We start from the raw sequence: 26306 nt of genomic DNA on the forward strand, positions 1-26306 counted from the left end.
AAAGAGAAGATCAAAAGCAAAAGCGGCTTGGCGGGTCGCTTCATTGCCTTGTGTGGAGCCGAGCCATGCTCGGCTCACAAGCAAGCGCAGCGCCGCGACCCGCTTTTGCTTTTCTCTTTTTTCTCCGTGGGTGGCAGACCGCCAAAATCTGTCAGAGGGCGGTCGGGTTGGGTACGTGGGGGTGTCAGCCGCATGGATGCGGCTGTCAAGCCTCCAGGGACGGATTCACGGCGTCCCCCGCGTACCCAACCCGACCGGCCCACCCGCGGCTTCTGCTTTCCGCGACCACCCAGACACCACCCACGAGGGGCTGCGCCGTTGGCTGGAAACCCTATCCCCCGTGCACGGGCCGGTGCCCGCGCACCGCCATCACCAGCCCGATACCCGCCAGCAGCGACACCGCCGAGGTGCCGCCATAGCTGATCAACGGCATCGGAATGCCCACCACCGGCAGCAGGCCGGAGATCATCCCGCCGTTCACCAGTACGTACACGAAGAACGCCAAGCCCAGGCTGCCGGCCAGCAACCGTGCGTGCGTGTCGCGGGCGTGCACCGCGATCCACAGGCAGCGGCCGACCACGAACAGGTACAGCGCAAACACGGTGGCCACGCCGATCCAGCCGAATTCTTCGGCCAGCACCGAGAACGCGAAGTCGGTGGTGTACTCAGGCAGGAAGTCCAGCGTGGCCTGGGTGCCCTGCCCCCAGCCGCGCCCGTCCCAGCCGCCGGAGCCGATCGCGATGCGCGACTGCAGGATGTTCCAACCGGTGCCAAGCGGATCCGCCGACGGATCAAGGAAGGTCAGCACGCGATCCTTCTGGTACTGCCGCAGCAGGCCGAACCAGGCCAGCGGCGCGGCAACGGCAAGGCCCGTCGCGCCAGTTGCCACCCAGCCCCAGTGCAATCCGGCCAACAGCAGCGCGAACACGCCGCTGGCGGTAACCAGCGTGGCGGTGCCCAAGTTGGGCTGCATCAGGATCAGCACGGCGGGTACACCGATCAGCACGGTGGTGGTCAGTACGGTGCGCGGCGACGGTGGCAGCGGTTGCCGATGCAGGTACCAGGCCATCATCAGCGGCAGGCTGAGCTTGAGCAGTTCGGACGGCTGCAGGTAGAACACGCCGAGATTGAGCCAGCGCTGCCCGTACTTGCCTGTACCGATCACATACACCGCCATCAGCGGCAGCATCGACAGCGCATAGATTGCCGGCGTCCACGCGCGCAGCCGCAGCAGCGAAACGCGGGACAGCAGCCACATCGACGCCAGGCCACCGGCAAAACGCGCCGCCTGCCCAGCCACCGGACCGGACACGCTGTGCAGCACCGCCAGGCCCGCGCCCATCAGGATCAGCAACGCGATCAGCAACGGCAGATCGATCGTGCGCGCCACCTCACGGCAGCCGCCAAGCAGTCGTTTCCATTCCACGCGGGCACGGTAGCAATACGTGCTTGCGTGAAGCTGTCAGGGTGCGCGTGCGCTTGTAGAGTCAAGCCGTGCTCGACTCTACAGAACAGCGGATGCAATCGAGCAGATGGAAGCGCAACGAAGCGCGCGACCGGTGCTAGCCGTAGCCGCCGTGCACCGGGTTGTGACTGCGCACGGCCATCACCAGGCCGAAGCCGGCCAGCAGTGACACCGCCGAGGTACCGCCGTAGCTGATCAGCGGCATCGGCACGCCCACCACCGGCAGCAGGCCGGAAATCATCCCGCCGTTCACCAGTACATAGACGAAGAACGCCAGGCCGGTAGCGCCGGCCAACAGGCGCGAATAGGAATCGCGCGACTGGCTGGCGATCCACAGGCAACGCCCGATCACCACCAGGTACAGGGTCAGCACCAGGGCCACACCCATCCAGCCGAACTCCTCGCTCAGCACCGAGAACGCGAAGTCGGTGGTCTGTTCGGGAATGAAGTTCAGGTGCGACTGCGAGCCCTCGCCCCAGCCCTTGCCATCGAAGCCACCGGACCCGATCGCGATCTTCGACTGGATGATGTTCCAGCCGGCCCCCAGTGCATCCATCTCCGGGTCCAGGAACATCATGATGCGGTCCTTCTGGTACGGCCGCAGCAGCCAGAACCAGGCCACCGGCGCGACCGCAGCCACGCCGCCCACGCCCAGCCCGACCCACCACCACGGCAGGCCTGCCAGCAGCAGTACGAACACGCCGCTGGCGGCGATCAGCACGCCGGTACCGAAGTCGGGCTGCAACATCACCAGGCCGGTCGGCACGCCGATGATGATCAAGGCCACGAGCACGGTGTTGAAGCGCGGCGGCAGCGGCATCTTGTGCAGGTACCAGGCCACCATCATCGGCAGGCTGACCTTCAGCAGCTCGGCCGGCTGCAGGTAGAAGAACTTCAGGTCCAGCCACTGCCGGCCGTACTTGCCGGTGCCGAGCACGAACACCGCCAGCAGCGGAATCATGGAGATCGCATAGATCATCGGCGTGGCCGAGCGGATGCGCAGGATCGGCACCCGCGAGATGCCCCACAGTGCAGCCATGCCCACCGCGAAACGCGCGCCCTGGGCCATCACCAGGCCGTCGCCACCGGCACTCTTCAAGGTGGCCAGGCCGATCACCATCAGCGCGCCCAGGGCGAGGCACAACACCCAGTCCAGCGTGCTGAAGAAGCGGCGCAGCATGTCGCCGGCCCAGCGCAGGAACACTTTCATCGTGCGGGCTCCGCAACCGTCGGGCGTGGCGTGGCCGGCACTGCGGCAGCGGCCGGCGTGCCCGGCTGCGGCGCAGGGGCCGGTTCGGGGGTGGGGGCACCCACCTGCACCGGGTGTTCGCCCAGCTGCGCGGCCGCCAGATCACCGGCCTGGCGTGCGCCGGCGTCTTCGTTGTCGAACGCGGTGGCACCGATGGCGGTGGTACCACGCTCGCTGTCCAGCGGCTGCATGCCCTCGGGCATCTTGCCCAGCAGGTAGGCATCGAACACCTTGCGGGCGATCGGCGCAGCAGCCGAACCACCATAGCCACCGCCTTCCACCGCCACCGCGATCGCGATCACCGGGTTTTCGACCGGCGCGAAGCCGACGAACAGCGCGCGGTGGCGCAGGTGCATCGGCAGGCTCTTCGGGTTCACCGCTGCGGTGCCCTTGCGGCTGATGACCTGCGCGGTACCGGTCTTGCCGGCCATCACGTACGGCGCACCGACCGCCACGCGCCAGCCGCTGCCGCCCGGCCGCATGGTCGCCATCATGCCCTCGCGCACCGCCTGCACGTTGTTGGGGTTGGGGCTGACCGGCTTGCTCTCGCCGGGCGGCGTCGCGGTCCAGTCGCTGTCGAAGCCGTCGCGCTGCTGGATCACCAGGTGCGGGGTGCGCAGCTGCCCGTCGGCCAGCGCGCTGACGCCGCGCGCCAACTGCAGCGGGGTGACCTTCCAGTCGCCCTGGCCGATGCTGATGTTGACCGTATCGCCGGGGTACCAGGCTTCCTTGCGGGTCTTCCGCTTGTAGGCCGGCGACGGCAGGATGCCGCCGATTTCGCCGGTGAGGTCGATACCGGTCGGCTGGCCGAAGCCGTAGTACTCCATGTAATGGTCGAAGCGCTCGATGCCCAGGTCCAGCGCCAGCTTGTAGTAGTAGGTGTTGACCGACTCGGCGATGGACTTGCGCAGATCGGTCCAGCCATGGCCGCCACGATGCGCATCACCCCAGCCACGGCTGGTGCCGGGCAGGTAGAACATGCCGGTGGACAGCACCTTGTCTTCCGGGCGGCGCACGCCCGAGTCCAGGCCGGCCAGGCCGATCAGCGGCTTCAGCGTGGAACCGGGGGCAACGCCACCGAGCACCAGGCGGTTGAACTGTGGCCGCGACGGGTTCTCGTTCAGCGCCTTGAAGTCGGCATGGGAAATGCCGTTGACGAACAGGTTGGGGTCGTAGGACGGCAGGCTGACCATCGCCAGCACCTCGCCGGTACGCGGGTCCATCGCCACTGCCGAGCCTTCCTGGTCACCGAAGGCGGCCACCATGGCACGCTGCAGGTCCGCGTCGATCGACAGCCGCAGGTCGGCGCCGGACTGCGCGGCCACCCGGCCGATGGTGCGGATGGCACGGCCCTGCACGTTGGTTTCGACCTGCTCGTAGCCGACCTTGCCGCGCAGCTGCTGCTCGTAATAGCGCTCCAGGCCGGACTTGCCGATGTGGGTCAGCGCGGCATTGCCTTCGCCGAGGATCTCCAGGTCCTTGTCGTCGACACGGCCGACGTAGCCGATGATGTGCGCGAACAGGTCGCCGTACGGGTAGCGCCGGGTCAGGTAGGGCTCAAGCTCGACGCCGGGGAAGCGCCAACGGTCGACGGCGAAACGCGCCATCTCCTCGTCGCTCATGCGCAGCTTCAGCGTGACCGGCAGGAACTTGCGGCGCGCCTTGCGCGACTTGTTGAACGCTTCCAGCTCTTCCGGGCTGATGCTGATGATCTTCGCCAGCCCTTCGAGGGTGGCGTCCATGTCCTTGACCTTGTCCGGGGTCACGTCCAGGCGGAACGCTGGCACGTTCTCGGCCAGCAGGCGACCGTTGCGGTCATAGATCATGCCGCGCCCGGGCACCACCGGCCGCGGCTTGATGCGGTTGGCTTCCGAGCGCGTGGCGTAGACGTCGTGATCCAGCACCTGCAGCTTGAAGTACCAGCCGCCCAGGCCCAGCAGGCAGACCAGCACGCCCAGGAAACCCAGCGCCGCACGGCGGCGGAACTGTTCGGCTTCGGCGTGCGGGTTCTTGACCTGGCGGCGCGGGATCATGGCTCAGCGCCCGCGCTTGCCGAAGCGCACTGCGTCCAGCAGCACGAACACCAGCGGCCACAGGCCCATGCCCAACAGCGGGGCCCACCAGTACGACCACGGCAGGGTCGGCTCGCCCACCAGGATGTGGACCAGCGCGCTGACGATGCGGTCGTTGAACAACAGGCCACCGATGGCCAGCATCTGCTGCGACATCGGGAAGAAGCGGATGCGGGCGCGGAAACGCTGCAGGATGAAGGCCAGCATCACCAGCCGCAGCGCCTGTTCGCCGAGCACGCCGCCGTACAGCAGGTCGGCGACCACGCCGCTGGCGAAAGCGATGCCCAGGCCGACGCGCTCGGGCGTCTCGATCACCCAGTACGCCAGTACCAGCGCCAGCCAGTACGGGCGCAGCGGCTGCAGCAGCGCCGGCAACGGCAGCAGGCCCAGCAGCAGGGCTACGACCAGGCTGGCCGGCAATACCCACGGGTTGTCGCGCAGGCGGCTCATCGCTGGGCCTCCGGCGTGGTCGGTTGCCGGCCAGCGGCCGGCACTACCGGGGCAGCAGGATCAAGCGAGGATGCGGGAGCAACAGTCCTCGCTTGCGACGAGGGCTGTTGCCGGCCAGCGGCCGGCACTACCGGAGCGGCAGGATCAAGCGAGGATGCGGGAGCAACAGTCCTCGCTTGCGACGAGGGCTGTTGCCGGCCAGCGGCCGGCACTACCGGGGAGCTGACCGGAGCTGGCGTCGTTGTCGCTGGCGCGGCTCCCGCAGGCACGGTGGCGCCGGTGGCCGGGCCACCCGGAGTGGTTTCTTCCAGCTGCAGGCGCAGTTCCGGCGGAATGCGGATCGCCGCACCGGGGCGCAGCAGCAGCACATCACGGCCACGATCCAGCTGGGCGGCTGGCTTCAGTTCGCCGACCAGGAAGGCATGGGTGTCGTCCGGGCGCAGGCCGGTGATGGTGCCGACCGGGAAGCCGGCCGGGAAGCGGCCACCGAGGCCGGAGGTGACGATCTCATCGCCCACTTCCACACCCGCGCTGAGCGGGATGTCGCGCAGCTCCAGCGTGTCGCCGCGACCGTAGACGATCAGGCGTACGCCGTTGCGGGCCACGGTGACCGGCACCGCGTGGTCGGGGTCGGTCAGCAGCAGCACGGTGGAGGTACCGCCGGTGACGCTGATCACCTGCCCCATCAGGCCACCGGCATCGATCACCGCCTGCCCGACGTGCACGCCTTCGCGGCTGCCGGCGTCGAGCACCAGGCGCTGCTTCACCGGGTCCAGGTCGATATCCAGGATCGGCGCCAGCTGCACGTCCAGGCCACTGCGCTCGGCCACGTTCAGCAGTTCGCGCAGCTGGGCGTTGTCCAGCGCCGCGGTCTGCAGACGGGTCAGGCGCGCGTTGGCCAGCAGCAGCTGGTTGCGCAGTTCACGGTTCTCGGTGACCAGCTGGGTGTGGCTGGCTGCGGAATCCTTGACCTGGTTGCCGAGCTTGCCGGGCAGACCCGCCAGTGCCCACACAGGCTGCACCAGGCTGTTGGCCTGCTCGCGCAGGCGCGCCAGCCAACCCGCCTGATCGTCAAGGACGATCAGTGTGATGGCCAATGCAAGATAGGCCAGCAACCGCAGGGGGCTGGCGGCATCACCGGATCGGGAGGCAACGGGAGGACCGGCGTAGGGCGGCACGGCAACGATTCAACTGGCAGAAGGCGGAAGGGAAACACGCGGACGCCCCGCCGGTGCCGGCCCGCCATCGCGGCGGGCCGCACCCCGGAAGGGCGCGGCGGGCAGGAACGGCCGGGACGGCTTATTCCGGCGCAAAGAACTCGTTGCCGTGCATGTCCACCAGTTCCAGCGCACGACCGCCACCGCGGGCCACGCAGGTCAGCGGATCGTCGGCCACCTGCACGTGCAGGCCGGTTTCTTCGGAGATCAGGCGGTCCAGGTCACGCAGCAGGGCGCCGCCGCCGGTCAGCACGATGCCGCGCTCGGCAACGTCGGCACACAGTTCCGGCGGGGTCTGCTCCAGCGCCAGCTTGACCGCGCTGACGATGCCCGACAGCGGTTCGTGCAGGGCTTCAAGCACCTCGTTGGAGCTGATCTTGATCATCTTCGGCACGCCCTCGGCGAGGTTGCGGCCGGAGATCTCCAGCTCCTGCACCTCGGCCTGCGGGTAGGCACAACCCAGCTCGACCTTGATGCGCTCGGCGGTGGCTTCACCGATCAGCATGCCGTGGTTGCGGCGCACGTAGTTGGTGATGGATTCGTCGAAGCGGTCGCCGCCGATGCGGACCGAGGCCGAATAGACGATGCCGTTGAGCGAGATCACCGCCACTTCGGTGGTACCGCCGCCGATGTCGATGACCATCGAGCCACGGGCTTCGGTGACCGGCATGCCGGCGCCGATCGCGGCAGCCATCGGCTCTTCGATCAGGTACACGTCACGGGCACCGGCTTCCTCGGCCGATTCCTTGATCGCGCGGCGCTCGACCTGGGTCGAACCGGCCGGCACGCAGACCAGCACGCGCGGGCTCGGGCGCAGCACGCGCGACTTGTGCACCTTCTTGATGAAGTGCTTGAGCATCGCCTCGGTGTAGGTGAAGTCGGCGATGACGCCGTCCTTCATCGGGCGGATGGTGGTGATGTGGCCCGGGGTACGGCCGAGCATCTGCTTGGCCTCGGCGCCAACGGCTGCCACCGAGCGGGTGCCACCGATGGCACGGTCCTGGCGCACGGCCACGACCGACGGCTCGTTCAGCACGATCCCCTGCCCGCGCACGTAGATGAGGGTGTTGGCCGTGCCCAGGTCGATGGACAGGTCGTTGGAGAACATGCCACGGAGTTTCTTGAACATCTGAGGAAGGAGTCCTGAGGGGTGTCGTGCCCGCCGCGGGATGGCGAAAAAATGGGCAGAAATCGAGGCCGACAAGCCTAGCAACCCGCCTGCCGCCGAGCAAGGAAAAAACTAGCTGAACCCGCGTCTTCACAGGCTTTCGGCCTGATCGGGCATCACCCGGTTCTGGCCCTGAGCGGCACCAGCGGGTAACCTTTGCGCCGTCGGGCGCCCAAGGGCGCCGTTTGCTTGCCCGCTGAACCGGGCCGGCCCACCCCAAAATTCACCGCATAGGCTTACATCGATGTCCGCTCTGATCTGTGGTTCTCTTGCCTTCGACACCATCATGGTGTTCCCGGACCAGTTCAAGAATCACATCCTGCCGGACAAGGTGCACATCCTTAACGTGTCATTCCTCGTGCCGCGCATGCGCCGCGAGTTCGGCGGCTGCGCCGGCAACATCGCCTACAACCTGCACCTGCTGGGCGGCCAGCCGATCCCGATGGGCACCGTGGGTTCGGACTTCGGCCCGTACCGCGAATACTTCGAAGGCCTGGGCATCGACCTGTCGCGCGTGCGCGTGATCGACGAGCTGTTCACCCCGCAGGCATTCATCACCACCGACCACGACAACAACCAGATCACCGCCTTCCACCCGGGCGCGATGATGCGCTCCTACGAGAACCATGTGCGCGGCGTGCCGGGCGTGACCCTGGGCCTGGTCGGCCCGGACGGCCGCGAAGGCATGATCCAGAACGCACAGGAATTCCACGAGGACGGCATTCCGTTCATCTTCGACCCGGGCCAGGCCATGCCGCTGTTCAACGGCCCCGAGCTGCGCGCCTTCATCGATCAGGCCGACTACGTGGTGGTCAACGACTACGAGTCGAACCTGCTGCAGGAGCGCACCGGCTGGGACGAGAAGGAGATCGTCAGCCGGGTCAAGGCCTACATCACCACCCGTGGCCCGAAGGGTGCGGTCATCCACACCCCGGAAAAGAGCTACGACATCCCGCCGGCGCACGAGCGCCGCGTGGTCGATCCGACCGGCTGTGGCGACGCCTTCCGCGCCGGCCTGATCTACGGCATCCAGAAGGGCTACGACTGGCTGACCATCGGCCGCATGGGCAACCTGATGGGCGCGCTGAAGGTCGAGCACCCGGGCACGCAGAACCAGCGCTTCACCTTCGATGAGTTCAACGAGCAGTTCAAGCAGCAGTTCGGTTACGCGCTGGGCGCGTAAGCCGAACTGCCCGCGCATTCCACCTTGTCCCCGCGCCTTCGGCGCGCCCTCTTGAACAACAAGGGGGCTTTCCACCCGATGCGCTGCTGGGAATGCTGTTGGTAGGTGTCGACCTTGGTCGACACTGCCGGCCAGCGGCCGGCACTACCCCTTCTGCCAGGCCGCCAGCCTGGCCACGGGTGTTCTGGTAGGTGTCGACCTTGGTCGACACTACCGGCCAGCGGCCGGCACTACCCCTTTTGCTGCCAGGCCGCCAGCAAGGCGCGGCAATCGGCGAAATGCCAGTCGGCCCGGCCCGGCCATGGGTTCTCCGGCAGGTTGACCAGCACGGTGTGGGCGCCCGCGGCGCGACCGCACTCCAGGTCGTAGGCGTGGTCACCGACCATCACCGCGTGCGCGGCCCCGATGCCCCAGCGACGAAGATGCTGCTGCAGGCCATCCGGCGAGGGCTTGGGCACCGCTTCATCGCGGCCGATGATGTCGGCGTCGTCGAACAACGCCCCGACCCCGATCGCCTCCAGCGTCAGCTTCGCCAGCGCATGGTCGTTGCGGGTCAGGATGCCCAGTCGGCAACCCGCCGCCGCCAGCGCGCGCAGCAGCTTCACCGCCCCCGGCGCTGGCAGCGCGTCCTCGGCCAGGGCGCGCTCGTGATCCAGCAGCCACGCGCGCTTGGCCTGCGCCGGTGCGTCGGGCAATGCCGCGATATGGTCGAGGATGTCTTCCTCCGCGGCGATCTCCAGCGCGCGGCGGATCGCGGCGAAGTCATGCACGGCCACCGTCAGTGTGCCGTCCATGTCGAACACCCAGTGCCGGATCGCGGACAACGCGTGCACTGCGCTGCCCGTCGCAACCCTCACTGCCACCATTGCGGCATGCGGCTGGCGTCGACACCGCCGGTTTCGAACACGGCCGTGCGCGTGCCACCGGCCTTGACCGGGAACTCGATGCTGATCGACTTGCCCTTGCGCGCCAGCTTCCACAGTGCCTTCTGATCGGTGATGAACAGGGCGATGGCTTCATCGGTCTTCGGGCGCCAGGCCGCCATTGGTACCGGCTTGCCGTCATCCACGGTCACTTTCACCGTGCATTGCGGGCAACGGAAATCACCGGCCTGCAGCACCAGGTAGGCATGCCGCTTCCACTCCGGATGATCGCGGAACACCAGCTGCACCGGTTTGGCGCCGCTGCCATCCACGTCCACCCGTTCCTTGCTGTAGATCTGCGCCGAGACCTGGTTGCCCTTGCTGCCCACCGGAATCTGGTTGTACTGCCATAGCCCCTGCATGCGGCGCAGGTCGCGCGCGGCGTCGCCCTTGGCCTTGACCTCGTCGAAGCCTGCGGCGATGCGCTCGGCGGCGGCGGTGTCCTTGTACTGGTCCAGCAGCGAGGCACCATGCAGGCGCGCGCGTTCCCAGTCCTGCGCGGCCACGGCCATGTCGTACTGCTTGGCCACGTCTTCGGCCTTGGCCTCCTTCTGCGCCTGCGCGGCGGCCGCAGCGGCTTCCTGCGCCTTGCGTTCCTCTTCCGGGTTGCTGCAGGCGGCCAGGGCCAGGGTGCAGGCGGTGAGCAGGATCAGTCGTTTCATGGCGGAGGTCCTATGCGAGTGCATCCCGATTCTATCGGCAGCGAAAAGCGGATACACCAACGGCGGGTTTCCCCGCCGTTGGTGGTGAAGCAGTGACCGGTTGCCAGCCAGCGGCCGGCACTACCGCTTACTTGGCTTCAGCCTTGGCCAGCATGTCCTGGACCGAGGCGGTGGTGATCGGGTGGTAGCCCGGCTTGGCCTTTTCGAAGGCCTGCTTGGCCAGTTCCAGACCCTTCGGGGTCTTCACCAGTTCGGCGTAGATCGGCAGGATCAGCTTGCGACGGCCGACGCGCTCGATGAATGCAGCCGCCCCTTCATTGGCCTGCTCGTAGCCGCTGCGGATCGCCAGCGGGTACCAGCGCATGGCGATCTCGCCATTGGGGGTGCCGGTGAAGTGGAAGGCCTTGTCCAGCGTGGCCAGCTTGTCCAGCGGCTGGGTCGCACCGAGGCCGTCGATGAAGCGCACCCATTCCTGGGTGCTCCAGTCGGCGATGACCTGGCTGCTGGGCACGGTGCCGGCGCTGGCGAAGGCGATGCGCGCGGTATCGACGCTGCTGAAGTTCCGCGACTGCGCCTTGGCCGCGAACGCCGGGATGCCCGGCTCGTCCAGCCACGCCTTCAGTTCGGCCTCGGTCACGGCCGACGGATTCTTCGGCAGCAGGTTCTTCTTCATGTACGCGACGAACTGGTCGGTGTTCGCGCTCTGGAAGGCGTGGTCATCGAACCAGCCCCGCAGGAACGGATCGAAGGTCTCGCGGCCGAAGCGCTGCTCCAGGAACTCCAGGAACCATGCACCCTTGACGTAGGCGACCTGGCTGAGCGCTTCGTCGGGATCACGCTCGTTCAGCGGCGGCAGCGCCAGTGCCTGGTCGGCCGGGCTCATGTCCTTCACTTCGGCCAGCAGGTCGGTCTGGTCGATCTGCTTCTCCATCTCGGCCATCTCCTTGCCGTACAGGGCTTCGGTGATGCGGCCCTGGACGTAGGTGGTGAAGCCTTCGTTGAGCCAGATGTCCTTCCAGCTGGCGTTGGTCACCAGGTTGCCCGACCAGCTGTGCGCCAGCTCGTGGGCCACCAGCGAGACCAGCGACTTGTCGCCGACGATCACGGTCGGGGTAGCGAAGGTCAGGCGCGGGTTCTCCATGCCGCCGAACGGGAACGACGGCGGCAGCACCAGCATGTCGTAGCGGCCCCAGCGGTATTCGCCGTACAGCTTCTCGGCGGCACCGATCATCTTCTCGGTGTCTTCGAATTCCTTGGCGGCCTTGTTGACCATGGTCGGCTCGGCCCAGACGCCGGAGCGGCCGGAGATCGGCTCGAACACCAGGTCACCGGCGGCGATGGCCAGCAGGTAGGACGGAATCGGCTGCGGCATCTTGAAGGTGTAGTCACCGTCACGCGCGGCCTTCGGATCGTTGTCGGCACTCATCAGCACCATCACGTCCGGGCGCGAGACCACGTGCGCGCTGTAGGTGAAACGCACGCTCGGGGTGTCCTGCAGCGGCACCCACGAACGGGCGTGGATGGCCTGCGACTGGCTGAACATGAAGGGCAGCTTCTTGCCCTCGGTCATCGACGGTGCCAGCCACTGCAGGCCCGATGCGGTCGGTGCGGTGTGGTAGGTCACTTCCACCTTGGCCGGCTGTTCCGGGGCCTCGATGGTCAGCTTGCTGCCGAACACCTTGTCAGCGGCGGCCAGCTCGAACTTCAGCGGGCTGCGCGCGCCATCGGCGGCGACGGCCTCGACCTTGGACACGGTCAGCTCGCGGGTGTCGAGCACCAGCTGGCTGGCGTCCTTCTGCTTCCATTCCAGGGTGTAGGTGGCGGTGCCGCCGATCTGCTTCTGGTCGAAGTCCAGCTTCAGATCCAGCGCGATGTCCTTGATGACGACCTTGTCCGGCTCGGCGTACGAGCTTTCGTCGTGGCTGCGGTTCTCGGCGTTCACGGGGGCGGCAGGGGCCTTTGCGGCAGTCGGGGCGGCGGCGGGCGCGGCCGCCTCCTGGGAGCAGCCGGCGGCCAGGGCCACGGCCAGCGGAAGGAGCATCAGCGGATTACGCATGAATCGGGACCGTTACGGGGATCAAACCCCAATGGTACCTCCCTCCGGCCCGGCAGGCGTTGCGCGGTGCGGGGTAATGGCAGGCAAGCCGATCCTGCGCCTCGGGCGCATGCCAACCAAGGTTGGCCTACAGGCAGGTACCAACCTTGGTTGGCACGGATCCATCAACGCATGCGGCAGGCCCGCGCCGACCCAGGTCGGCACCCACCAGAGCGGATCACCGCAGCGGGCGAGTACCAACCACGGTTGGCACACACCAGAGCGGGGCTTACAGCTTGTAGCCGGAGTGGATCGAAACGATGCCGCCGGTCAGGTTCTTGTAGTGGCAGCGCTCGAACCCGGCCTGCCCCATCATCGCCTTCAGTTCATCCTGCGGCGGGTGCTTGCGGATGCTCTCGGCCAGGTACTGGTAGCTGTCCGAGTCATTGGCGAACAGCTTGCCCAGCTTCGGCAGGATCTTGAACGAGTGGAAGTCGTAGATCGGCTTGAACCAGTCCGCGGTGACTTCGGAGAACTCCAGCACGCGGGCCTGGCCGCCCACCTTCAGCACGCGGTACATCTCGCGCAGGCCAGCGTCCTTGTCGGTCACGTTGCGCAGGCCGAAGGCGATGGTGACCAGGTCGAAGCTGTTGTCCGGGAACGGCAGGGCCTCGGCGTTGCACTGCACGTAGTCCAGGCCGAGCACCAGGCCGCGGTTGGTCAGGCGGTCACGGCCGACCGACAGCATGCCGGCGTTGATGTCGCCCAGCACCACCGAGCCCTCGGCGCCGACGCGCTCCTTCAGCAGGGCGGCGATGTCACCGGTGCCGCCCGCCAGATCGAGCACGCGGTCGCCCGGCTTCACCTGCGCGGTGGCCACGTAGTAGCGCTTCCACGCCCGGTGCACGCCCAGGCTCATCAGGTCGTTCATCAGGTCGTAGTTGCGCGCGACCGAGGTGAACACCTGGCCGACCAGCTTCTGCTTGTCCTTGGCGGCGACGTCGCGGAACCCGAAATGGGTGGTACCGGCTTTGTAGGGGGATTCGCTCATGGCCCCGATTATCGCATCGCCGGGGCCCAGCGGCACCCCCTGCCCGTATCATGGCGGGCCACGACTTACCGGAGCCCCGCATGATCACCACGCCCGACTACCAGGCCCTGCTGCAGACCGCCATCGCCGAAGCCCGCCAGGGCCTGGCCGAGGGCGGCGTGCCGATCGGCGCGGCCCTGTACCACAACGACGGCCGCCTGCTTGGCTGCGGCCACAACCGCCGCGTGCAGGAAGGCGACCCGTCGGTGCACGGCGAGACCGATGCGTTCCGCAAGGCCGGCCGCCAGCGCCGTTACCAGGACACGATCATGGTCACCACCCTGGCACCGTGCTGGTACTGCTCTGGCCTGGTGCGCCAGTTCAACATCGGCACCGTGGTGGTGGGCGAATCGCGCACCTTCCAGGGCGGCATCGACTGGTTGCGGGAAAATGGCGTCAACGTGGTCGACCTGGACAGCCAGGAATGCGTGGACCTGCTGGGCGGCTTCATTGCGCAGTACCCGGAGATCTGGAATGAAGACATCGGTGAATGATCACCACGCAATGTCCTGTTGAACCCGTTTAATGAACGCTTCAGTGCCGGCACGCCCCAGTGCCGGCAGCGTTTGCGGCCATTGCCGTGAACCAGTGCACAGTCAGCTGCGCAACGTGCACACGCTGCGATAACACCCCGCCCGGCTGCCGCGCCTAGGGTGGGGTTACCGGGACTTCTTTCCCCGGCGGAGCCAGCCATGTGCGCGCACGCCGTACGACCTGCACCAGACTCGATCCTCGACCCGATCCGCGAACGCCTGCAGCGGCAATATGCACTGCACCGGCGCGGCGCGTTGTTCTGGACCGCCTACCAGCGCATGCAACTGGAGCTGGTCCGTCGCCATCCGCTCGACCACGAGCGCCTGTGCAACGCGATGGCCACCCTGGCCGAAGATCTCGGTGCCGTCGAGCACGCGCAGTTGATCGGACATGACAACGCCAGCTCCACATCGCGCTGACGCGGCATGCACCGCCACATACGCCACACTCCGATGAACCCCCACTCCCTTTCCACTCAACCGAACTGGATTGTCATGCACGCTGAAGTCCCCACCATTCCTCCGGTCATCAACGTTGACGCCGAGCTGGATCACTGGCGCCGCCAACATGCCGAAGGCGCACTGCCGCACAACTCGTTCGGCTCGTACGTGCCGTGGATCAAGTTTGCCTGCGATTCGCTGATCACCCAGCCGCGCGCCAGCGAGGCCGAACGTGACGAGATGTTCCAGACCCAGTACGCCCTGCAGATCATGCCGCGACTGAGTGAAGCCCAGGCCCGCGAATTCGTCGACCGTTGCTGGCAGCACGTCTACCAGAGCAGTCCGGTGCGCAGCCTGCAGGCACCGCGGCTGCAGCGCATGCGCGCCTGACCGCCGCTGCACGGCGCCTGCACGGGCCACTGCCGATCATCCTCGTCACCTGGGTGGGACGACGACGATGAAAGTACGAAACCTGTTCAATACGATCGCCAAGAAGGCCGCGGCCGCCACCGGCTCGCCGTGGACCTTCCTGGCTGCAGTAGCGATCGTGGTGATCTGGGGCATCAGTGGCCCGGTGTTCGGTTTCAACGACACCTGGCAGCTGGTGATCAACACCGGCACCACCATCATCACCTTCCTGATGGTGTTCCTGATCCAGCACACGCAGAACGCGGACACCGCCGCGATGCAGATCAAGCTGGACGAGCTGATCCGGGCGACGGCCGAAGCCAACAACGAACTGTTGGATCTGGAAGAACTGGACGAAGCGCGCCTGGAAGAGATCCGCGCCGAGTACGAGCAGATGGCGCGCGAAGCCGGCGATGCGCTCGCGCGGGTGCGCGCCTGCCATGCAGCGCGGCGCGACGATGAAGCGGTGTAGCAGGTCCTGAAATGACAATGCCGGCCAGCGGCCGGCACTACCATCGATCATCAGGGTAGAGCCGGCCGCTGGCCGGCTGTCCTTCAGCTGCGCTCGTGCCAGCCACCGCCCAGCACCTTGTACAGGGTGATGCGGTTGGCCTGCTGCGCCAGCTGCGCCTGCAGCTGGGTCTGTTGTGCGTTGTAGGCCGTACGACGTGCATCCAGCAGGGTCACGAAGCTGTCCAGGCCCGCGTCGTAGCGCGCCTGCGACAGGCGGTTGGCCTGTTCGGCCGCTTCCACCAGGCGCTGCTGTGAACTCACCTGCTCGTCCAGGCTGACATTCAACGCCAGCGCATCGGCGGTTTCGCGGAAGCCCACCTGGATCGACTTCTCGTACTGCGCCAGAGCGATATCACGATCCGCGTTGGCGATGGCCAGGTTGGCGCGCAGCTTGCCGCCCTGGAAGATCGGCAGCGTGATCTTCGGCAGGAAGCTCCACACGCGCGTACCGCTGTCGAACAGGTTGGACAGTTCGCTCGAACCACTGCCGATGCTGCCGGTCAGCGAGATGCTCGGGAAGAACGCCGCGCGTGCCGCACCGATGTTGGCGTTGGCCGCCAACAGCTGGTGTTCGGCGGCCATGATGTCCGGGCGCTGCAGCAGCACGTCGCTGGGCAGGCCGGCCGGCGGCGGTGCCAGTGCAAGCAGCTGCGGCTCGATGCTGTCCGGCAGCAGCGCCGGATCCAGCTGGCCACCGGCCAGCAGCGCCAGCGCGTTGCGGTCCTGGGCCAGCTGGCCACGCAGGCGTGCGGCGTCCGTACGCGCGGTCTCGACCAGGGTACGGGTCTGGGTCAGCTCCAGCGCCGAACTGCCACCACGTTCGTGGCGGGCCTCGGCCAGGCGCAGCGAATCCTCGTAGGTCTTCAGCGTGGCATCGGCGATCTTCAGCCGCTGCGCGTCGGCACCGTAGGTCAGCCATGCGGTGGCCGTCTCGGCCACCAGGCTCAACTGCGCGTTGCGGCGGTTGGCGGCGACGGCGAAGTACTGCTGCAGCGCGGCTTCACTGAGATTGCGCACGCGGCCGAACAGATCCAGCTCGAACTCGGCCACGCCGACACCGGCGGTGAACTGTTCGTTGACACCGGCGTCGGTGCCCTGGCGCTGCATCTGGCCGGTAACGGCCACGCCGGGCACGCGATCAGCGCGCTGCACACGGTACTGGCCGCGCGCGCGCTCAACGTTGAGCACGGCCACGCGCAGATCGCGGTTGTTCTGCAGCGACTGGTCGATCACCTGCTGCAGGCGCGCATCGGTGAAGAAGTCGCGCCAGCCGACGGCGGCGACATCGGCCACCTCGCCCTGCGCGGCCTCGGCCGGCCACTGCGCCGGGATCGCCGGGGCGACAGCGGTGTTCTTCGGCACCAGGGTGGAGCAGCCGGCGAGCGCGAGCACAGCGGCAATGGAAAGGAACAGGGATGCACTTTTCATGGGAATGACTTCCATCGGTACTGCCGGATGGCAGGAGGTCATGCCGGCCAGCGGCCGGCACTACCGTTTCGACAACGCCAGCCTGAGGCCGGCATGACCGTTTCAGGTCACGTCGTGGATTTGCGCTTGAACACGCGCTGCACCACCACGAAGAACAGCGGCACGAAGAACACGCCGAGCACGGTGCCGACGATCATGCCGCCGAGCACGCCGGTGCCGATCGCCTGCTTGGCGCCGGAACCGGCACCGGTGGAGATCGCCAGCGGTACCACGCCCATGCCGAAGGCCAGCGAGGTCATCACGATCGGGCGCAGGCGGTCGCGCACGGCATGCATGATCGATTCGATCAGGCCTGCGCCCTTCTCCAGGTTCTCCTTGGCGAACTCCACGATCAGGATCGCGTTCTTGCTGGTCAGGCCCACCGTGGTCAGCATCGCCACCTGGAAGTAGATATCGCGTTCCAGGCCCTTGAAGGTATTGGCCAGCACCGCGCCGAGGATGCCCAGCGGGGCCGCCAGCAGCACTGCGGTCGGCACGCTCCAGCTTTCGTACATCGCGGCCAGACACAGGAATACGATCATCAGCGAGAGCGTGTACAGCAGTGGCGTCTGCGAGCCAGCCTGGCGCTCCTGGTACGACATCGCCGTCCATTCGATGCCGAAGCCCGCCGGCAGCTGCTTGGCCAGCTGTTCGATCTCGGCCATGGCATCACCGGAGGCGACACCCGGGGCCGGTTCGCCCTGGATTTCCATGGCCGACACACCGTTGTAGCGTTCCAGGCGCGGCGAACCGTAATCCCAGTGCTTGGTAGCGAAGGCACTGAACGGCACCATTTCACCCTTGTCGTTCTTCACGGACCAGAGATCGAAGTCCTCCGGCACCATGCGGAACGGCTGGTCGGCCTGCACGAACACACGCTTGACGCGGCCACGATCGACGAAGTCGTCGATGTATGAGCTGCCCCACGCGGCGGCCAGCGTGCCGTTGATCTGGTCGATCGACAGCCCCAGCGAGGTCGCCTTGGCCGCGTCGATGTCGATACGGAACTGCGGCGTGTCCTCCTGGCCGTTCGGGCGCACGTTGGCCAGCTTCTTGCTACCGGCGGCGAGGCCGAGCAGCTGGTTGCGCGCGGCCACCAGTGCCTCGTGGCCCTGCCCGCTGTTGTCCTTCAGGAAGAAGGTATAGCCCGAGGCGGTGCCCAGTTCCGGGATGGCCGGCGGCGGGAAGGCGAAGATGAAGGCATCCTTGATCTGGCCCAGGGCCGCCATCGCGCGTCCGGTGATCGGCATCACGCCATTGTTGGCGTCACGCTCGCTCCAGTCCTTCAGCTTGACGAATGCCATGCCGGCGTTCTGGCCCATGCCGGCGAAGCTGAAGCCCTGCACCGAGAACACCGAGTCCACCGCATCCTTCTCGTTCTGCAGGAAGTGGTTTTCCAGTGCCGCGATCGATTCCAGCGTACGTTCCTGGGTGGCACCCACCGGGGCCTGCACCAGCGCCATCAACACGCCCTGGTCTTCGTTGGGCAGGAATGAGCTGGGCAGGCGCACGAACAACACGCCCATCAGCACGAACAGCGCCGCCACGATGCCCATGAAACGCCACGGGCGATGGATGATGCCGCGCACGCCACGCTGGTAGCTTTCGCTGGTGCGGTCGAATCCACGGTTGAAGCCATTGAAGAAGCGACCGGCCAGGCCGCGGTGGGCGACGTGGTGCTCACCCTTCTTCAGCGGCTTGAGCATGGTCGCGCACAGCGCCGGGGTCAGCACGATCGCGACCAGCACCGACAATGCCATCGCCGAGACGATCGTGGCCGAGAACTGGCGGTAGATCACGCCGGTGGAGCCACTCATGAAGGCCATCGGCACGAACACCGCCGACAACACCAGGCCGATGCCCACCAGCGCGCCGGTGATCTGGCCCATCGACTTGCGGGTCGCCTCGAGCGGCGACAGTCCTTCCTCGGACATGATGCGCTCGACGTTCTCCACCACCACGATGGCATCGTCCACCAGCAGGCCGATCGCAAGCACCATCGCGAACATGGTCAGCATGTTCACCGAGAAGCCGAGCATGGCCAGCACGCCGAAGGTACCCAGCAGCACCACCGGCACGGCGATGGTCGGGATCAGGGTGGCGCGGAAGTTCTGCAGGAACAGGTACATCACCACGAACACCAGCACGATCGCTTCGATCAGGGTCTGCACCACGCCCTTGATCGACACGCGCACGAACGGGGTGGTGTCGTACGGGACCTCGGCCTTCAGCCCGGCCGGGAAGAAGCTCTTCATGTCTTCCAGCGCGGCATTCACACCAGCGGCGGTATCGAGCGCGTTGGCGCCGGTGGCCAGGGTCACCGCCAGGCCGCTGGCCGGCTGGCCGTTGTAGCGGGTGACGAAGTCGTAGGACTCGGCACCCAGCTCGACGCGGGCGACATCCCCCAGGCGCAGCTCGGCACCGTCCTGCGCACCGCGCACGATGATGTTGCGGAACTGTTCCGGGGTCTGCAGGCGCGACTGCGCGTTGATGGTGGCGTTGAGCTGCTGGCCCTTGATCGACGGTGCACCGCCAAGCTGGCCGATGGCCACCTGCGCGTTCTGTGCCTTGATCGCTGCGGTCACTTCCGCAACCGACAGGCCATAGGTATGCAGCTTGTTCGGATCCAGCCAGATGCGCATGGCGTACTTGCCACCGAACACCTGGATGTTGCCCACGCCTGGCACGCGGCTCAGGCGATCGACAACATTGGAACCGACGTAGTCGGCGATGTCGTTGGCGTCCATGCTGCCGTTCTCGGACACGAACGCGATGACGTTCAGGAAGCCCGAGCTGGACTTGGCCACGTTGATGCCCTGCCGCTGCACTTCCTGCGGCAGCAGCGGCATGGCCAGCTGCAGCTTGTTCTGCACCTGCACCTGGGCGATGTCCGGGTTGGTGCCGCTCTCGAAGGTCAGAGTGATGGTGGCCTGGCCGTTGGACGAGCTGTTGGAGGAGAAGTAGATCAGGCCATCAAGGCCCTTCATGTTCTGCTCGATGATCTGCGTCACCGAGTCCTCGACCACCTTGGCCGATGCACCCGGGTAGGTGGCGCTGATTTCCACCGCCGGCGGTGCGACGTTGGGGTACATCGAGACCGGCAGCTTGAACAGGGCCAGGCCGCCGGCGAGCATGATGATGATGGCGATCACCCACGCGAAGATGGGTCGATCGATGAAAAAGCGTGCCATGGGGTTCTCCGCTTACTTCGCGTCGCCGGCCGGGGCGGCAGGCTGGGCGGCCGCTGCCGGCTTGGCCGGAGCAGCGCCCTTCTCGGTGGCCTTGACCGGCATGCCGGGGCCGATCTTCTGCAGGCCTTCGACAATGACCTTGTCGCCGGCCTTCAGGCCGTCCTCGACCAGCCACTTGTCGCCGACCGTGCGGCTGACCTTGACCGGGCGCACTTCGACCTTGTTGTCCTTGCCGACCACCATCGCCGTGGTGTCGCCCTTCGGATCGCGGGCGATGCCCTGCATCGGCACCAGCACTGCATCACTGCGCACGCCGCCGCCGATCACCGCACGCACGTACATGCCCGGCATCAGCAGGCCGTCCGGGTTGTCCACCTTCACGCGCAGGCCGAAGCTGCCGGTGGTCGGATCGACGCTGACTTCGGAGAACTCCAGCGTACCCTTGTGCTCGAAGGTGCTGCCGTCTTCCATCAGGATGCTGACCGGCAGGGTCTGGTTGTCCTGCAGGCGGCCGGCGGCCAGTTCGCGGCGCAGCTGCAGCAGCTCGGCCGAAGACTGGGTCAGGTCGACATAGATCGGGTCCAGCTGCTGCACGGTAGCCAGTGCATTGGCCTGGCCGGCGCTGACCAGCGCACCCTGGGTGACGCTGGACTTGCCGATGCGGCCGCTGATCGGCGCGGTGATGCGGGCGTAGCCCAGGGTGACGTTGGCCGCATCCAGCGATGCCTTCGCGGCGCCGACATCCGCCTCGGCCTGCTTCTGCGCGGCCACGGCATTTTCCAGGTCCTGCTGGCTGACCGCATCGACCTTGGCCAGCTCGGTGATGCGCTTGGCGCTCAGCCGGGCGGCGTTGGCGGTGGCCTCGGCGCGGGCCAGCTGGGCGCGGGCACTGTTGGCCTGGGCGCGGTAGCTGGCGTCCTCGATCTGGTACAGCGGCTCGCCGGCCTTGACCATGCCACCTTCGGTGAACAGGCGCTTGGCAACGATGCCATTGACCTGCGGGCGCACTTCGGCGACCAGGTAGGCGTTGGTACGGCCCGGCAGTTCGCGGGTCAGGCCCACGGTCTCGGACTTCAGCGTGACCACGGTGACGTCACCCGGGCCCTGCTCGGGGGCCTGGGGTTGGCCGCCGCAGGCAGCCACGGCTGCGGCGATGGCCAGCGACAGTGCAAAGGGTCGGATTCGGCTCAGCAACATGACGGAAAGGCTCTTGAAGGAAAGGATCTCAGCCGGCGCTGATCCGGCGGACCCTTCGACCGGTAAAGGTGAAGACCGTGAGAACAGCGCCCACCCGGGTGGAGCGGGAGCCGGACCGGCCTGCCACGCACACGACGGGAATGATGGGAGCGAAATATACATACATGCTTGTTTGTTTGTAAACCGGTGCAATTCAGCCACGTTTCACCCGCACTCGTACCTACCCATGGCCCGCAAGACCAAAGAGGACACCCAGGCAACCCGGGAAGGCATCCTTGACGCCGCCGAAGCCTGCTTCCATGAACACGGCGTGGCCCGTACCACGCTGGAGATGATCGGCGCCCGCGCCGGCTATACCCGTGGCGCGGTCTACTGGCACTTCAAGAACAAGAGCGAGGTGCTGGCCGCGATCGTCGAACGGGTGCACCTGCCCTTCATGCAGGAACTGGAGCGCACCTCGACCGACCAGCGCGACACCCCCGTGCACGACCTGCGCGCGGTGATGATCCACTCCTTCATCGAGCTGTCCGAAGACGAGCGCCTGCGCAAGACCATGGAGATCATGCTGCGCAGCGATGCCTCGGCCGACACCAGGGTGCTGACCGAAATGCAGCAGGCCGGATTCCGCGATGCGCTGGACCGGATGGAGCGTGCCCTGCGCCGCGCCCGCGATCTGGGCCAGCTGCGCGAAGGCGCCGACCCCAAGATCGCCGCGCGCATGCTGCATGCAACCGTGCTGGGCGTGCTGCACGGGGCGATGGTCGAACCGGACCTGATGGACCTCAAGCGCGACGGCATGCTCGCACTGGACATGACCCTGGCCGCCTACGTGAAGGACGGCGTGTTCGTGCCGGGCACTGTGCCCGAGCCGCTGCCCGAAGCGTGAGTGGCGCTGCTGCCGCCACCGCCGCGCCCATCTGAGGACAGCCCCGTGATCCTGGACAACGTGGTGTGGGGCTTCATCGGCTGTGGCAGCGTCACCGAGAAGAAGAGCGGCCCCGCCCTGGCCAGCACACCCGGCTCACGGGTGGCAGCGGTCATGCGCCGCAATGCGGGATTGGCCGAGGATTATGCGCGGCGCCACGCGATTCCGCGCTGGTACGCGGACGCCGACGCACTCATCGCCGATCCGGAAGTGAACGCGGTGTACGTCGCAACGCCGCCCTCGACGCACATGCAATACGCGCTGCAGGCGATCGCCGCGGGCAAGCCGGTCTACATCGAAAAGCCGATGGCCATGGACCACGACGAGTGCCAGCGCATCATCGCGGCCAGCGCCCGCAGCGGCGTGCCCGTTTTCGTGGCCTACTACCGCCGTGCCCTGCCCCGCTTCGCACAGGTGAAGCAGCTGCTGGACAACGGCGCGATCGGAACGCCGCGCAGCGTGCGCGCCACCCTGCATCGGCCGCATTCGGCGAATGCCGCATCGCCCGACTTCTGGCGGACCAATCCGTCGATCGCCGGCGGCGGGCTGTTCGTCGATCTGGGCTCGCATACCCTGGACCTGCTCGACCATCTGCTGGGGCCGCTGAGCGACGTGCGTGGCCTGGCCAGTTCGCTGACCGGCGCCTACGCCGCCGAGGACAGTGTCTCGATGTGCTTCCGTACCGGCAGCGGGGCGCACGGCATCGCGCAATGGAGCTTCTGCGCGTTCCGCCGCCAGGATGAGGTCGAGATCACCGGCGACCGCGGGCAGCTGCGCTTTGCCACCTTCGAAGACGTTCCAGTGGTTCTGGAGACCGAAGCGGGCATGCAGGCATTCGACGTCCCGAACCCGCCATCGGTCCAGCAGCCATTGATCGCCTCCCTCGTGGACGAGCTGCGCGGCAACGGCCGTTCGCCCTCGACCGGCATCAGCGCCGCCCGCACCAGTGCGGTGATCGACCAGGTGCTGCGGGACTACCGCACCCGGCAGTCGCGCTGACCGCACAAGAAAATGGCCGCCCTGCGGCGGCCCTTTCTGTTGCAGCGGGCGGGGTCAGAGCCCTCGCTGGGGCGAGGGATCCGACTCCAACGGGCATTACAGGATGTAGCGGCTCAGGTCCGGGTCCTGCACCAGCTCACCCAGGTGCTTGTCGACGTAGGCGCTGTCGATCGCCAGGCTTTCGCCATCGCGGTCCGGTGCCTCGTAGCTGAGCGAATCCAGCAGGCGCTCCAGCACCGTATGCAGGCGACGGGCACCGATGTTCTCCTGGCGCTCGTTCACCTGGAAGGCGATTTCGGCCAGGCGCTCGATGGCATCGGCGGTGAAACTGACCTTGACGCCCTCGGTGGCCAGCAACGCTTCGTACTGCTTGGTCAGCGCGGCCTTCGGCTCGGTCAGGATGCGCACGAAGTCATTCTTGCTCAGCGCACCCAGTTCCACGCGGATCGGGAAACGGCCCTGCAGCTCCGGAATCAGGTCGCTGGGCTTGGCCAGGTGGAACGCGCCCGACGCGATGAACAGGATGTGGTCCGTCTTGATCGTGCCGTACTTGGTGGACACATTGGAACCTTCCACCAGCGGCAGCAGGTCGCGCTGCACGCCTTCGCGGGACACGTCGCCACCGCCCACGTTGTCACCACGCTTGGCGACCTTGTCGATCTCATCGATGAAGACGATGCCGTGCTGCTCGCACGCCTCGATTGCGGCGGTACGGATGTCATCCTCGTTGACCAGCTTGCCCGCTTCTTCCTCGATCAGCAGCGGGCGCGCGGCCTTGATGGTCAGCGTGCGCTTGTGCGCCTTCGCGCCGCCGCCGAGGTTGGCGAACATCGACTTCAGCTGCTGGCCCATTTCCTCCATGCCCGGCGGGGTCATGATGTCCATGCTGACATTGGCGGCCAGGTCGAGCTCGATCTCACGCTCGTCCAGCTCACCGTTGCGCAGCATCTTGCGGAACTTGATGCGGGTCTCGTTGTCCTGCGCCGACGGTTCGTTGCGGGCGACTTCCGGATCGAAGCCGATGCCACCGCTGCGGCGCGGCAGCAGCGCATCGAGGATGCGGTCTTCGGCGCGTTCCTCGGCCTGGGTACGCACGCGCACCTTGGCCTGTTCGCGGTACAGCTTCACTGCGGTATCGGCCAAGTCGCGGATGATCTGCTCGACGTCCTTGCCGACGTATCCGACTTCGGTGAAGCGGGTGGCTTCGACCTTCACGAACGGCGCGTTGGCCAGCGTGGCCAGGCGACGCGCGATCTCGGTCTTGCCGACGCCGGTCGGGCCGATCATCAGGATGTTCTTCGGCATCACTTCATTGCGCAGCTCAGGCACCAGCTGCATGCGGCGCCAGCGGTTGCGCAGGGCGATGGCCACGGCGCGCTTGGCGTCGTGCTGGCCCACGATATGCCGGTCCAGTTCCTGCACGATCTCGCGCGGGGTCATGGTGGCGGAGGAAACTTCGATCTTCGACATGGATGTGCTCACGAATTCGTTGTCGGTCGTGCCCGCCGCTGGCCGGCAACCAGGCACGCGTGTGGGGATCATGAGGTTGCCGGCCAGCAGCCGGCGCGACCCTCAGAGTTCCTCGACCACCACGTTGCGGTTGGTGTAGATGCAGATATCGCCGGCAATGCCGATCGCTTCGCTGGCGATGGTGCGCGCATCCAGTTCGGTGTGTGCCATCAACGCGCGTGCAGCCGACAGCGCATAGGAACCACCCGAGCCGATGGCGATGATGCCGTCCTCCGGTTCGATCACATCGCCGGTGCCGCTGATGATCAGCGAGGTTTCCTTGTCGGCCACGGCCAACAGGGCTTCAAGCTTTCCGAGGCGGCGCTCGGTGCGCCAATCCTTGGCCAGTTCGACCGCAGCACGCTGCAACTGGCCGTGCTTTTCCAGCTTGGCCTCGAACAGCTCGAACAGGGTGAAGGCATCGGCGGCGGCACCGGCAAAGCCGGCCAGCACCTGGCCATCACGACCGAGGCGGCGCACCTTGCGCGCATTGCCCTTCATCACGGTGTGGCCCAGCGTGACCTGGCCGTCGCCGGCAATGGCCACGTGCTCGCCGCGACGGACGCAGACGATGGTGGTGGCGTGGAAAACGTTGGGGTTCTGACTGGGGTCCATGATGCCTCCGGGGTGACAGAACCAGAGGTGGGGACTGCCCTGCGCCCTTCAAGCCACCCGCGACCGGCTGCCGCACGGGCAACGTTCAGCTTTCTCCGCTGCCCTCGCTGCTGCTTCGACGCTTCGCGCGCGGATGCGCCGCGTCGTAGACCTTGGCCAGGTGCTGGAAATCCAGGTGGGTGTAGATCTGGGTAGTGGCGATGTCGGCATGGCCCAGCAGCTCCTGCACGCCGCGCAGATCACCGGATGATTCCAGGATATGGCTGGCGAAACTGTGCCGCAGCATGTGCGGGTGCACGTGCTTGAACAGGCCCTGGCGCTGCGCCAGCTGGCGGATGCGGATCTGCACCGCGCGTTGGCTGATCGGTCCGTTGCGGCCGGGAAATACCGGTGAGGCCGGACCACCGCCACTTTCGGCGCGCCACGCCTGCAGCGCTTCGCGCGCCGGCCGGCCGAACGGCACGCGGCGCTGCCGATTGCCCTTGCCCAGCACGTTGACCAGCCCGCTGTCGAAATCCAGATCGCGCCAGGTCAGCGCGCAGACTTCGCTCAGGCGCAGGCCGGAAGAATAAAAAAGTTCCAGCAGCGCGCGGTCACGGCGGCCGAGTTCACCTTCCGGCTCCAGCTCGACCAGCTGCACGGCCTCATCGGCGTCGAGGACCTGTGGCAACCGGCGCGGCGCGCGCGGCGCCTTCAGCGTTGCTGCAGGACTGACCTCGATGCGGCCGTGCTTGAGCAGCCAGGCATAGAAGCTGCGGCAGGCGGACAAGCGGCGCTGCAGGCTCTTGGCCGACAGGCCACGGCGGTGCTCATCGGCGACGAACTGGCGCAGCGCGTCGGCATCGAGTGCCTCCACCGCAACACCGCGCGGCTCGGCCCAGACCGACAGCGCGTCCAGGTCACGGCGGTAGGCATCGAGCGTATGCGCCGACATCCGCCGCTCTACCTGCAGATGCTGCAGGAAGGCCTGTACCGCGCTCATCGTCGTGTCCTG

At 66.9% G+C, this 26306-nt stretch carries 23 protein-coding genes; 7 read left to right on the plus strand and 16 right to left on the minus strand.

Going from position 1 to position 26306, the window contains the following annotated elements:
- Positions 1–331: 331 nt before the first annotated feature.
- The 6 genes from rodA (AC5P9P_RS13665) to AC5P9P_RS13690 all read right to left on the minus strand — a co-directional run bounded on the left by rodA (AC5P9P_RS13665) (position 332) and on the right by AC5P9P_RS13690 (position 7582).
- Positions 332–1426 (minus strand): rod shape-determining protein RodA, encoded by a 1095-nt coding sequence (gene rodA, locus AC5P9P_RS13665; RefSeq protein ID WP_033834551.1) that lies wholly within the window; start codon positions 1424–1426, stop codon positions 332–334.
- 136 nt (positions 1427–1562) lie between these two features.
- Entirely contained in the window at positions 1563–2675 is a 1113-nt protein-coding gene (gene rodA, locus AC5P9P_RS13670) for a rod shape-determining protein RodA (RefSeq protein ID WP_005411073.1), read from the minus strand.
- A complete protein-coding gene (gene mrdA, locus AC5P9P_RS13675) occupies positions 2672–4747 on the minus strand; it encodes a penicillin-binding protein 2 (RefSeq protein WP_005414510.1) in 2076 nt (691 codons plus the stop codon). The genes rodA (AC5P9P_RS13670) and mrdA overlap by 4 nt, the downstream gene beginning before the upstream one ends.
- A 3-nt stretch (positions 4748–4750) precedes the next feature.
- Positions 4751–5236 (minus strand): rod shape-determining protein MreD, encoded by a 486-nt coding sequence (gene mreD, locus AC5P9P_RS13680; protein ID WP_005411075.1) that lies wholly within the window; start codon positions 5234–5236, stop codon positions 4751–4753.
- Complete coding sequence (gene mreC, locus AC5P9P_RS13685; RefSeq protein WP_495227190.1) at positions 5233–6414, minus strand: rod shape-determining protein MreC; 1182 nt, start codon at positions 6412–6414, stop codon at positions 5233–5235. Before mreC ends, mreD begins: the two co-directional genes overlap by 4 nt.
- A 121-nt stretch (positions 6415–6535) precedes the next feature.
- Positions 6536–7582, minus strand: coding sequence for a rod shape-determining protein (locus AC5P9P_RS13690; RefSeq protein WP_005411077.1), 1047 nt, complete (start codon positions 7580–7582; stop codon positions 6536–6538).
- Positions 7583–7865: 283 nt separating this feature from the next.
- On the opposite strand from AC5P9P_RS13690, the gene AC5P9P_RS13695 reads away from it, so the two are divergent.
- Entirely contained in the window at positions 7866–8804 is a 939-nt protein-coding gene (locus tag AC5P9P_RS13695) for a carbohydrate kinase family protein (protein WP_005411078.1), read from the plus strand.
- Between the two features lie 230 nt (positions 8805–9034).
- On the opposite strand, the gene AC5P9P_RS13700 is transcribed toward AC5P9P_RS13695, so the two are convergent.
- The 4 genes from AC5P9P_RS13700 to ubiE all read right to left on the minus strand — a co-directional run bounded on the left by AC5P9P_RS13700 (position 9035) and on the right by ubiE (position 13475).
- Positions 9035–9670 carry an HAD family hydrolase gene (locus tag AC5P9P_RS13700; protein WP_099484352.1) on the minus strand — a complete coding sequence of 212 codons (636 nt, stop codon included), beginning with the start codon at positions 9668–9670 and terminating at the stop codon, positions 9035–9037.
- Positions 9658–10389 (minus strand): hypothetical protein, encoded by a 732-nt coding sequence (locus tag AC5P9P_RS13705; protein WP_005411080.1) that lies wholly within the window; start codon positions 10387–10389, stop codon positions 9658–9660. Before AC5P9P_RS13705 ends, AC5P9P_RS13700 begins: the two co-directional genes overlap by 13 nt.
- A gap of 127 nt (positions 10390–10516) precedes the next feature.
- Positions 10517–12445 carry a M1 family metallopeptidase gene (locus AC5P9P_RS13710; RefSeq protein ID WP_184014102.1) on the minus strand — a complete coding sequence of 643 codons (1929 nt, stop codon included), beginning with the start codon at positions 12443–12445 and terminating at the stop codon, positions 10517–10519.
- A 268-nt stretch (positions 12446–12713) separates the two neighbouring features.
- Positions 12714–13475: a bifunctional demethylmenaquinone methyltransferase/2-methoxy-6-polyprenyl-1,4-benzoquinol methylase UbiE gene (ubiE, locus tag AC5P9P_RS13715; protein ID WP_005411082.1), complete on the minus strand. Its 762-nt coding sequence runs from the start codon at positions 13473–13475 to the stop codon at positions 12714–12716.
- A gap of 80 nt (positions 13476–13555) precedes the next feature.
- Here ubiE and AC5P9P_RS13720 point away from each other — a divergent pair, with 80 nt between their 5' ends.
- From AC5P9P_RS13720 to AC5P9P_RS13735, 4 genes are all read left to right on the plus strand, one after another.
- The gene (locus AC5P9P_RS13720) at positions 13556–14008 is read left to right on the plus strand and encodes a nucleoside deaminase (RefSeq protein WP_033834555.1); all 453 of its coding nucleotides are present in this window, start codon (positions 13556–13558) and stop codon (positions 14006–14008) included.
- Between the two features lie 198 nt (positions 14009–14206).
- Positions 14207–14467, plus strand: a complete 261-nt coding sequence (locus AC5P9P_RS13725; protein ID WP_033834556.1) for a hypothetical protein — start codon at positions 14207–14209, stop codon at positions 14465–14467.
- A gap of 75 nt (positions 14468–14542) precedes the next feature.
- Positions 14543–14878: a hypothetical protein gene (locus AC5P9P_RS13730; protein ID WP_005411085.1), complete on the plus strand. Its 336-nt coding sequence runs from the start codon at positions 14543–14545 to the stop codon at positions 14876–14878.
- 67 nt (positions 14879–14945) lie between these two features.
- Positions 14946–15368 (plus strand): low affinity iron permease family protein, encoded by a 423-nt coding sequence (locus tag AC5P9P_RS13735; protein WP_005411086.1) that lies wholly within the window; start codon positions 14946–14948, stop codon positions 15366–15368.
- A gap of 83 nt (positions 15369–15451) precedes the next feature.
- Here AC5P9P_RS13735 and smeF read toward each other — a convergent pair whose 3' ends face one another.
- From smeF to smeD, 3 genes are all read right to left on the minus strand, one after another.
- Entirely contained in the window at positions 15452–16852 is a 1401-nt protein-coding gene (smeF, locus tag AC5P9P_RS13740; RefSeq protein ID WP_138970161.1) for a multidrug efflux RND transporter outer membrane subunit SmeF, read from the minus strand.
- Positions 16853–16944: 92 nt separating this feature from the next.
- Positions 16945–20067, minus strand: coding sequence for a multidrug efflux RND transporter permease subunit SmeE (gene smeE / locus AC5P9P_RS13745; protein ID WP_005411088.1), 3123 nt, complete (start codon positions 20065–20067; stop codon positions 16945–16947).
- Between the two features lie 12 nt (positions 20068–20079).
- Positions 20080–21264 carry a multidrug efflux RND transporter periplasmic adaptor subunit SmeD gene (gene smeD / locus AC5P9P_RS13750; protein ID WP_049455000.1) on the minus strand — a complete coding sequence of 395 codons (1185 nt, stop codon included), beginning with the start codon at positions 21262–21264 and terminating at the stop codon, positions 20080–20082.
- Positions 21265–21490: 226 nt separating this feature from the next.
- On the opposite strand from smeD, the gene smeT reads away from it, so the two are divergent.
- Together smeT and AC5P9P_RS13760 are read left to right on the plus strand one after the other, a co-directional pair.
- On the plus strand, positions 21491–22150 hold the full coding sequence (gene smeT, locus AC5P9P_RS13755; protein WP_005411090.1) for an efflux transporter SmeDEF transcriptional repressor SmeT: 660 nt from the start codon (positions 21491–21493) through the stop codon (positions 22148–22150).
- Positions 22151–22195: 45 nt separating this feature from the next.
- Complete coding sequence (locus tag AC5P9P_RS13760) at positions 22196–23188, plus strand: Gfo/Idh/MocA family protein (RefSeq protein WP_033834532.1); 993 nt, start codon at positions 22196–22198, stop codon at positions 23186–23188.
- 96 nt (positions 23189–23284) lie between these two features.
- Here the strand turns inward: AC5P9P_RS13760 and hslU are convergent, their stop codons facing one another.
- The 3 genes from hslU to xerC all read right to left on the minus strand — a co-directional run bounded on the left by hslU (position 23285) and on the right by xerC (position 26294).
- Complete coding sequence (gene hslU, locus AC5P9P_RS13765) at positions 23285–24658, minus strand: ATP-dependent protease ATPase subunit HslU (protein ID WP_049433499.1); 1374 nt, start codon at positions 24656–24658, stop codon at positions 23285–23287.
- A gap of 102 nt (positions 24659–24760) precedes the next feature.
- Complete coding sequence (gene hslV, locus AC5P9P_RS13770; protein ID WP_005411093.1) at positions 24761–25312, minus strand: ATP-dependent protease subunit HslV; 552 nt, start codon at positions 25310–25312, stop codon at positions 24761–24763.
- Positions 25313–25397: 85 nt separating this feature from the next.
- On the minus strand, positions 25398–26294 hold the full coding sequence (gene xerC, locus AC5P9P_RS13775) for a tyrosine recombinase XerC (protein ID WP_005411094.1): 897 nt from the start codon (positions 26292–26294) through the stop codon (positions 25398–25400).
- Between the last annotated feature and the right edge of the window lie 12 nt (positions 26295–26306).

Source organism: Stenotrophomonas sp. YJH_SMC_14-1, from assembly GCF_059372275.1.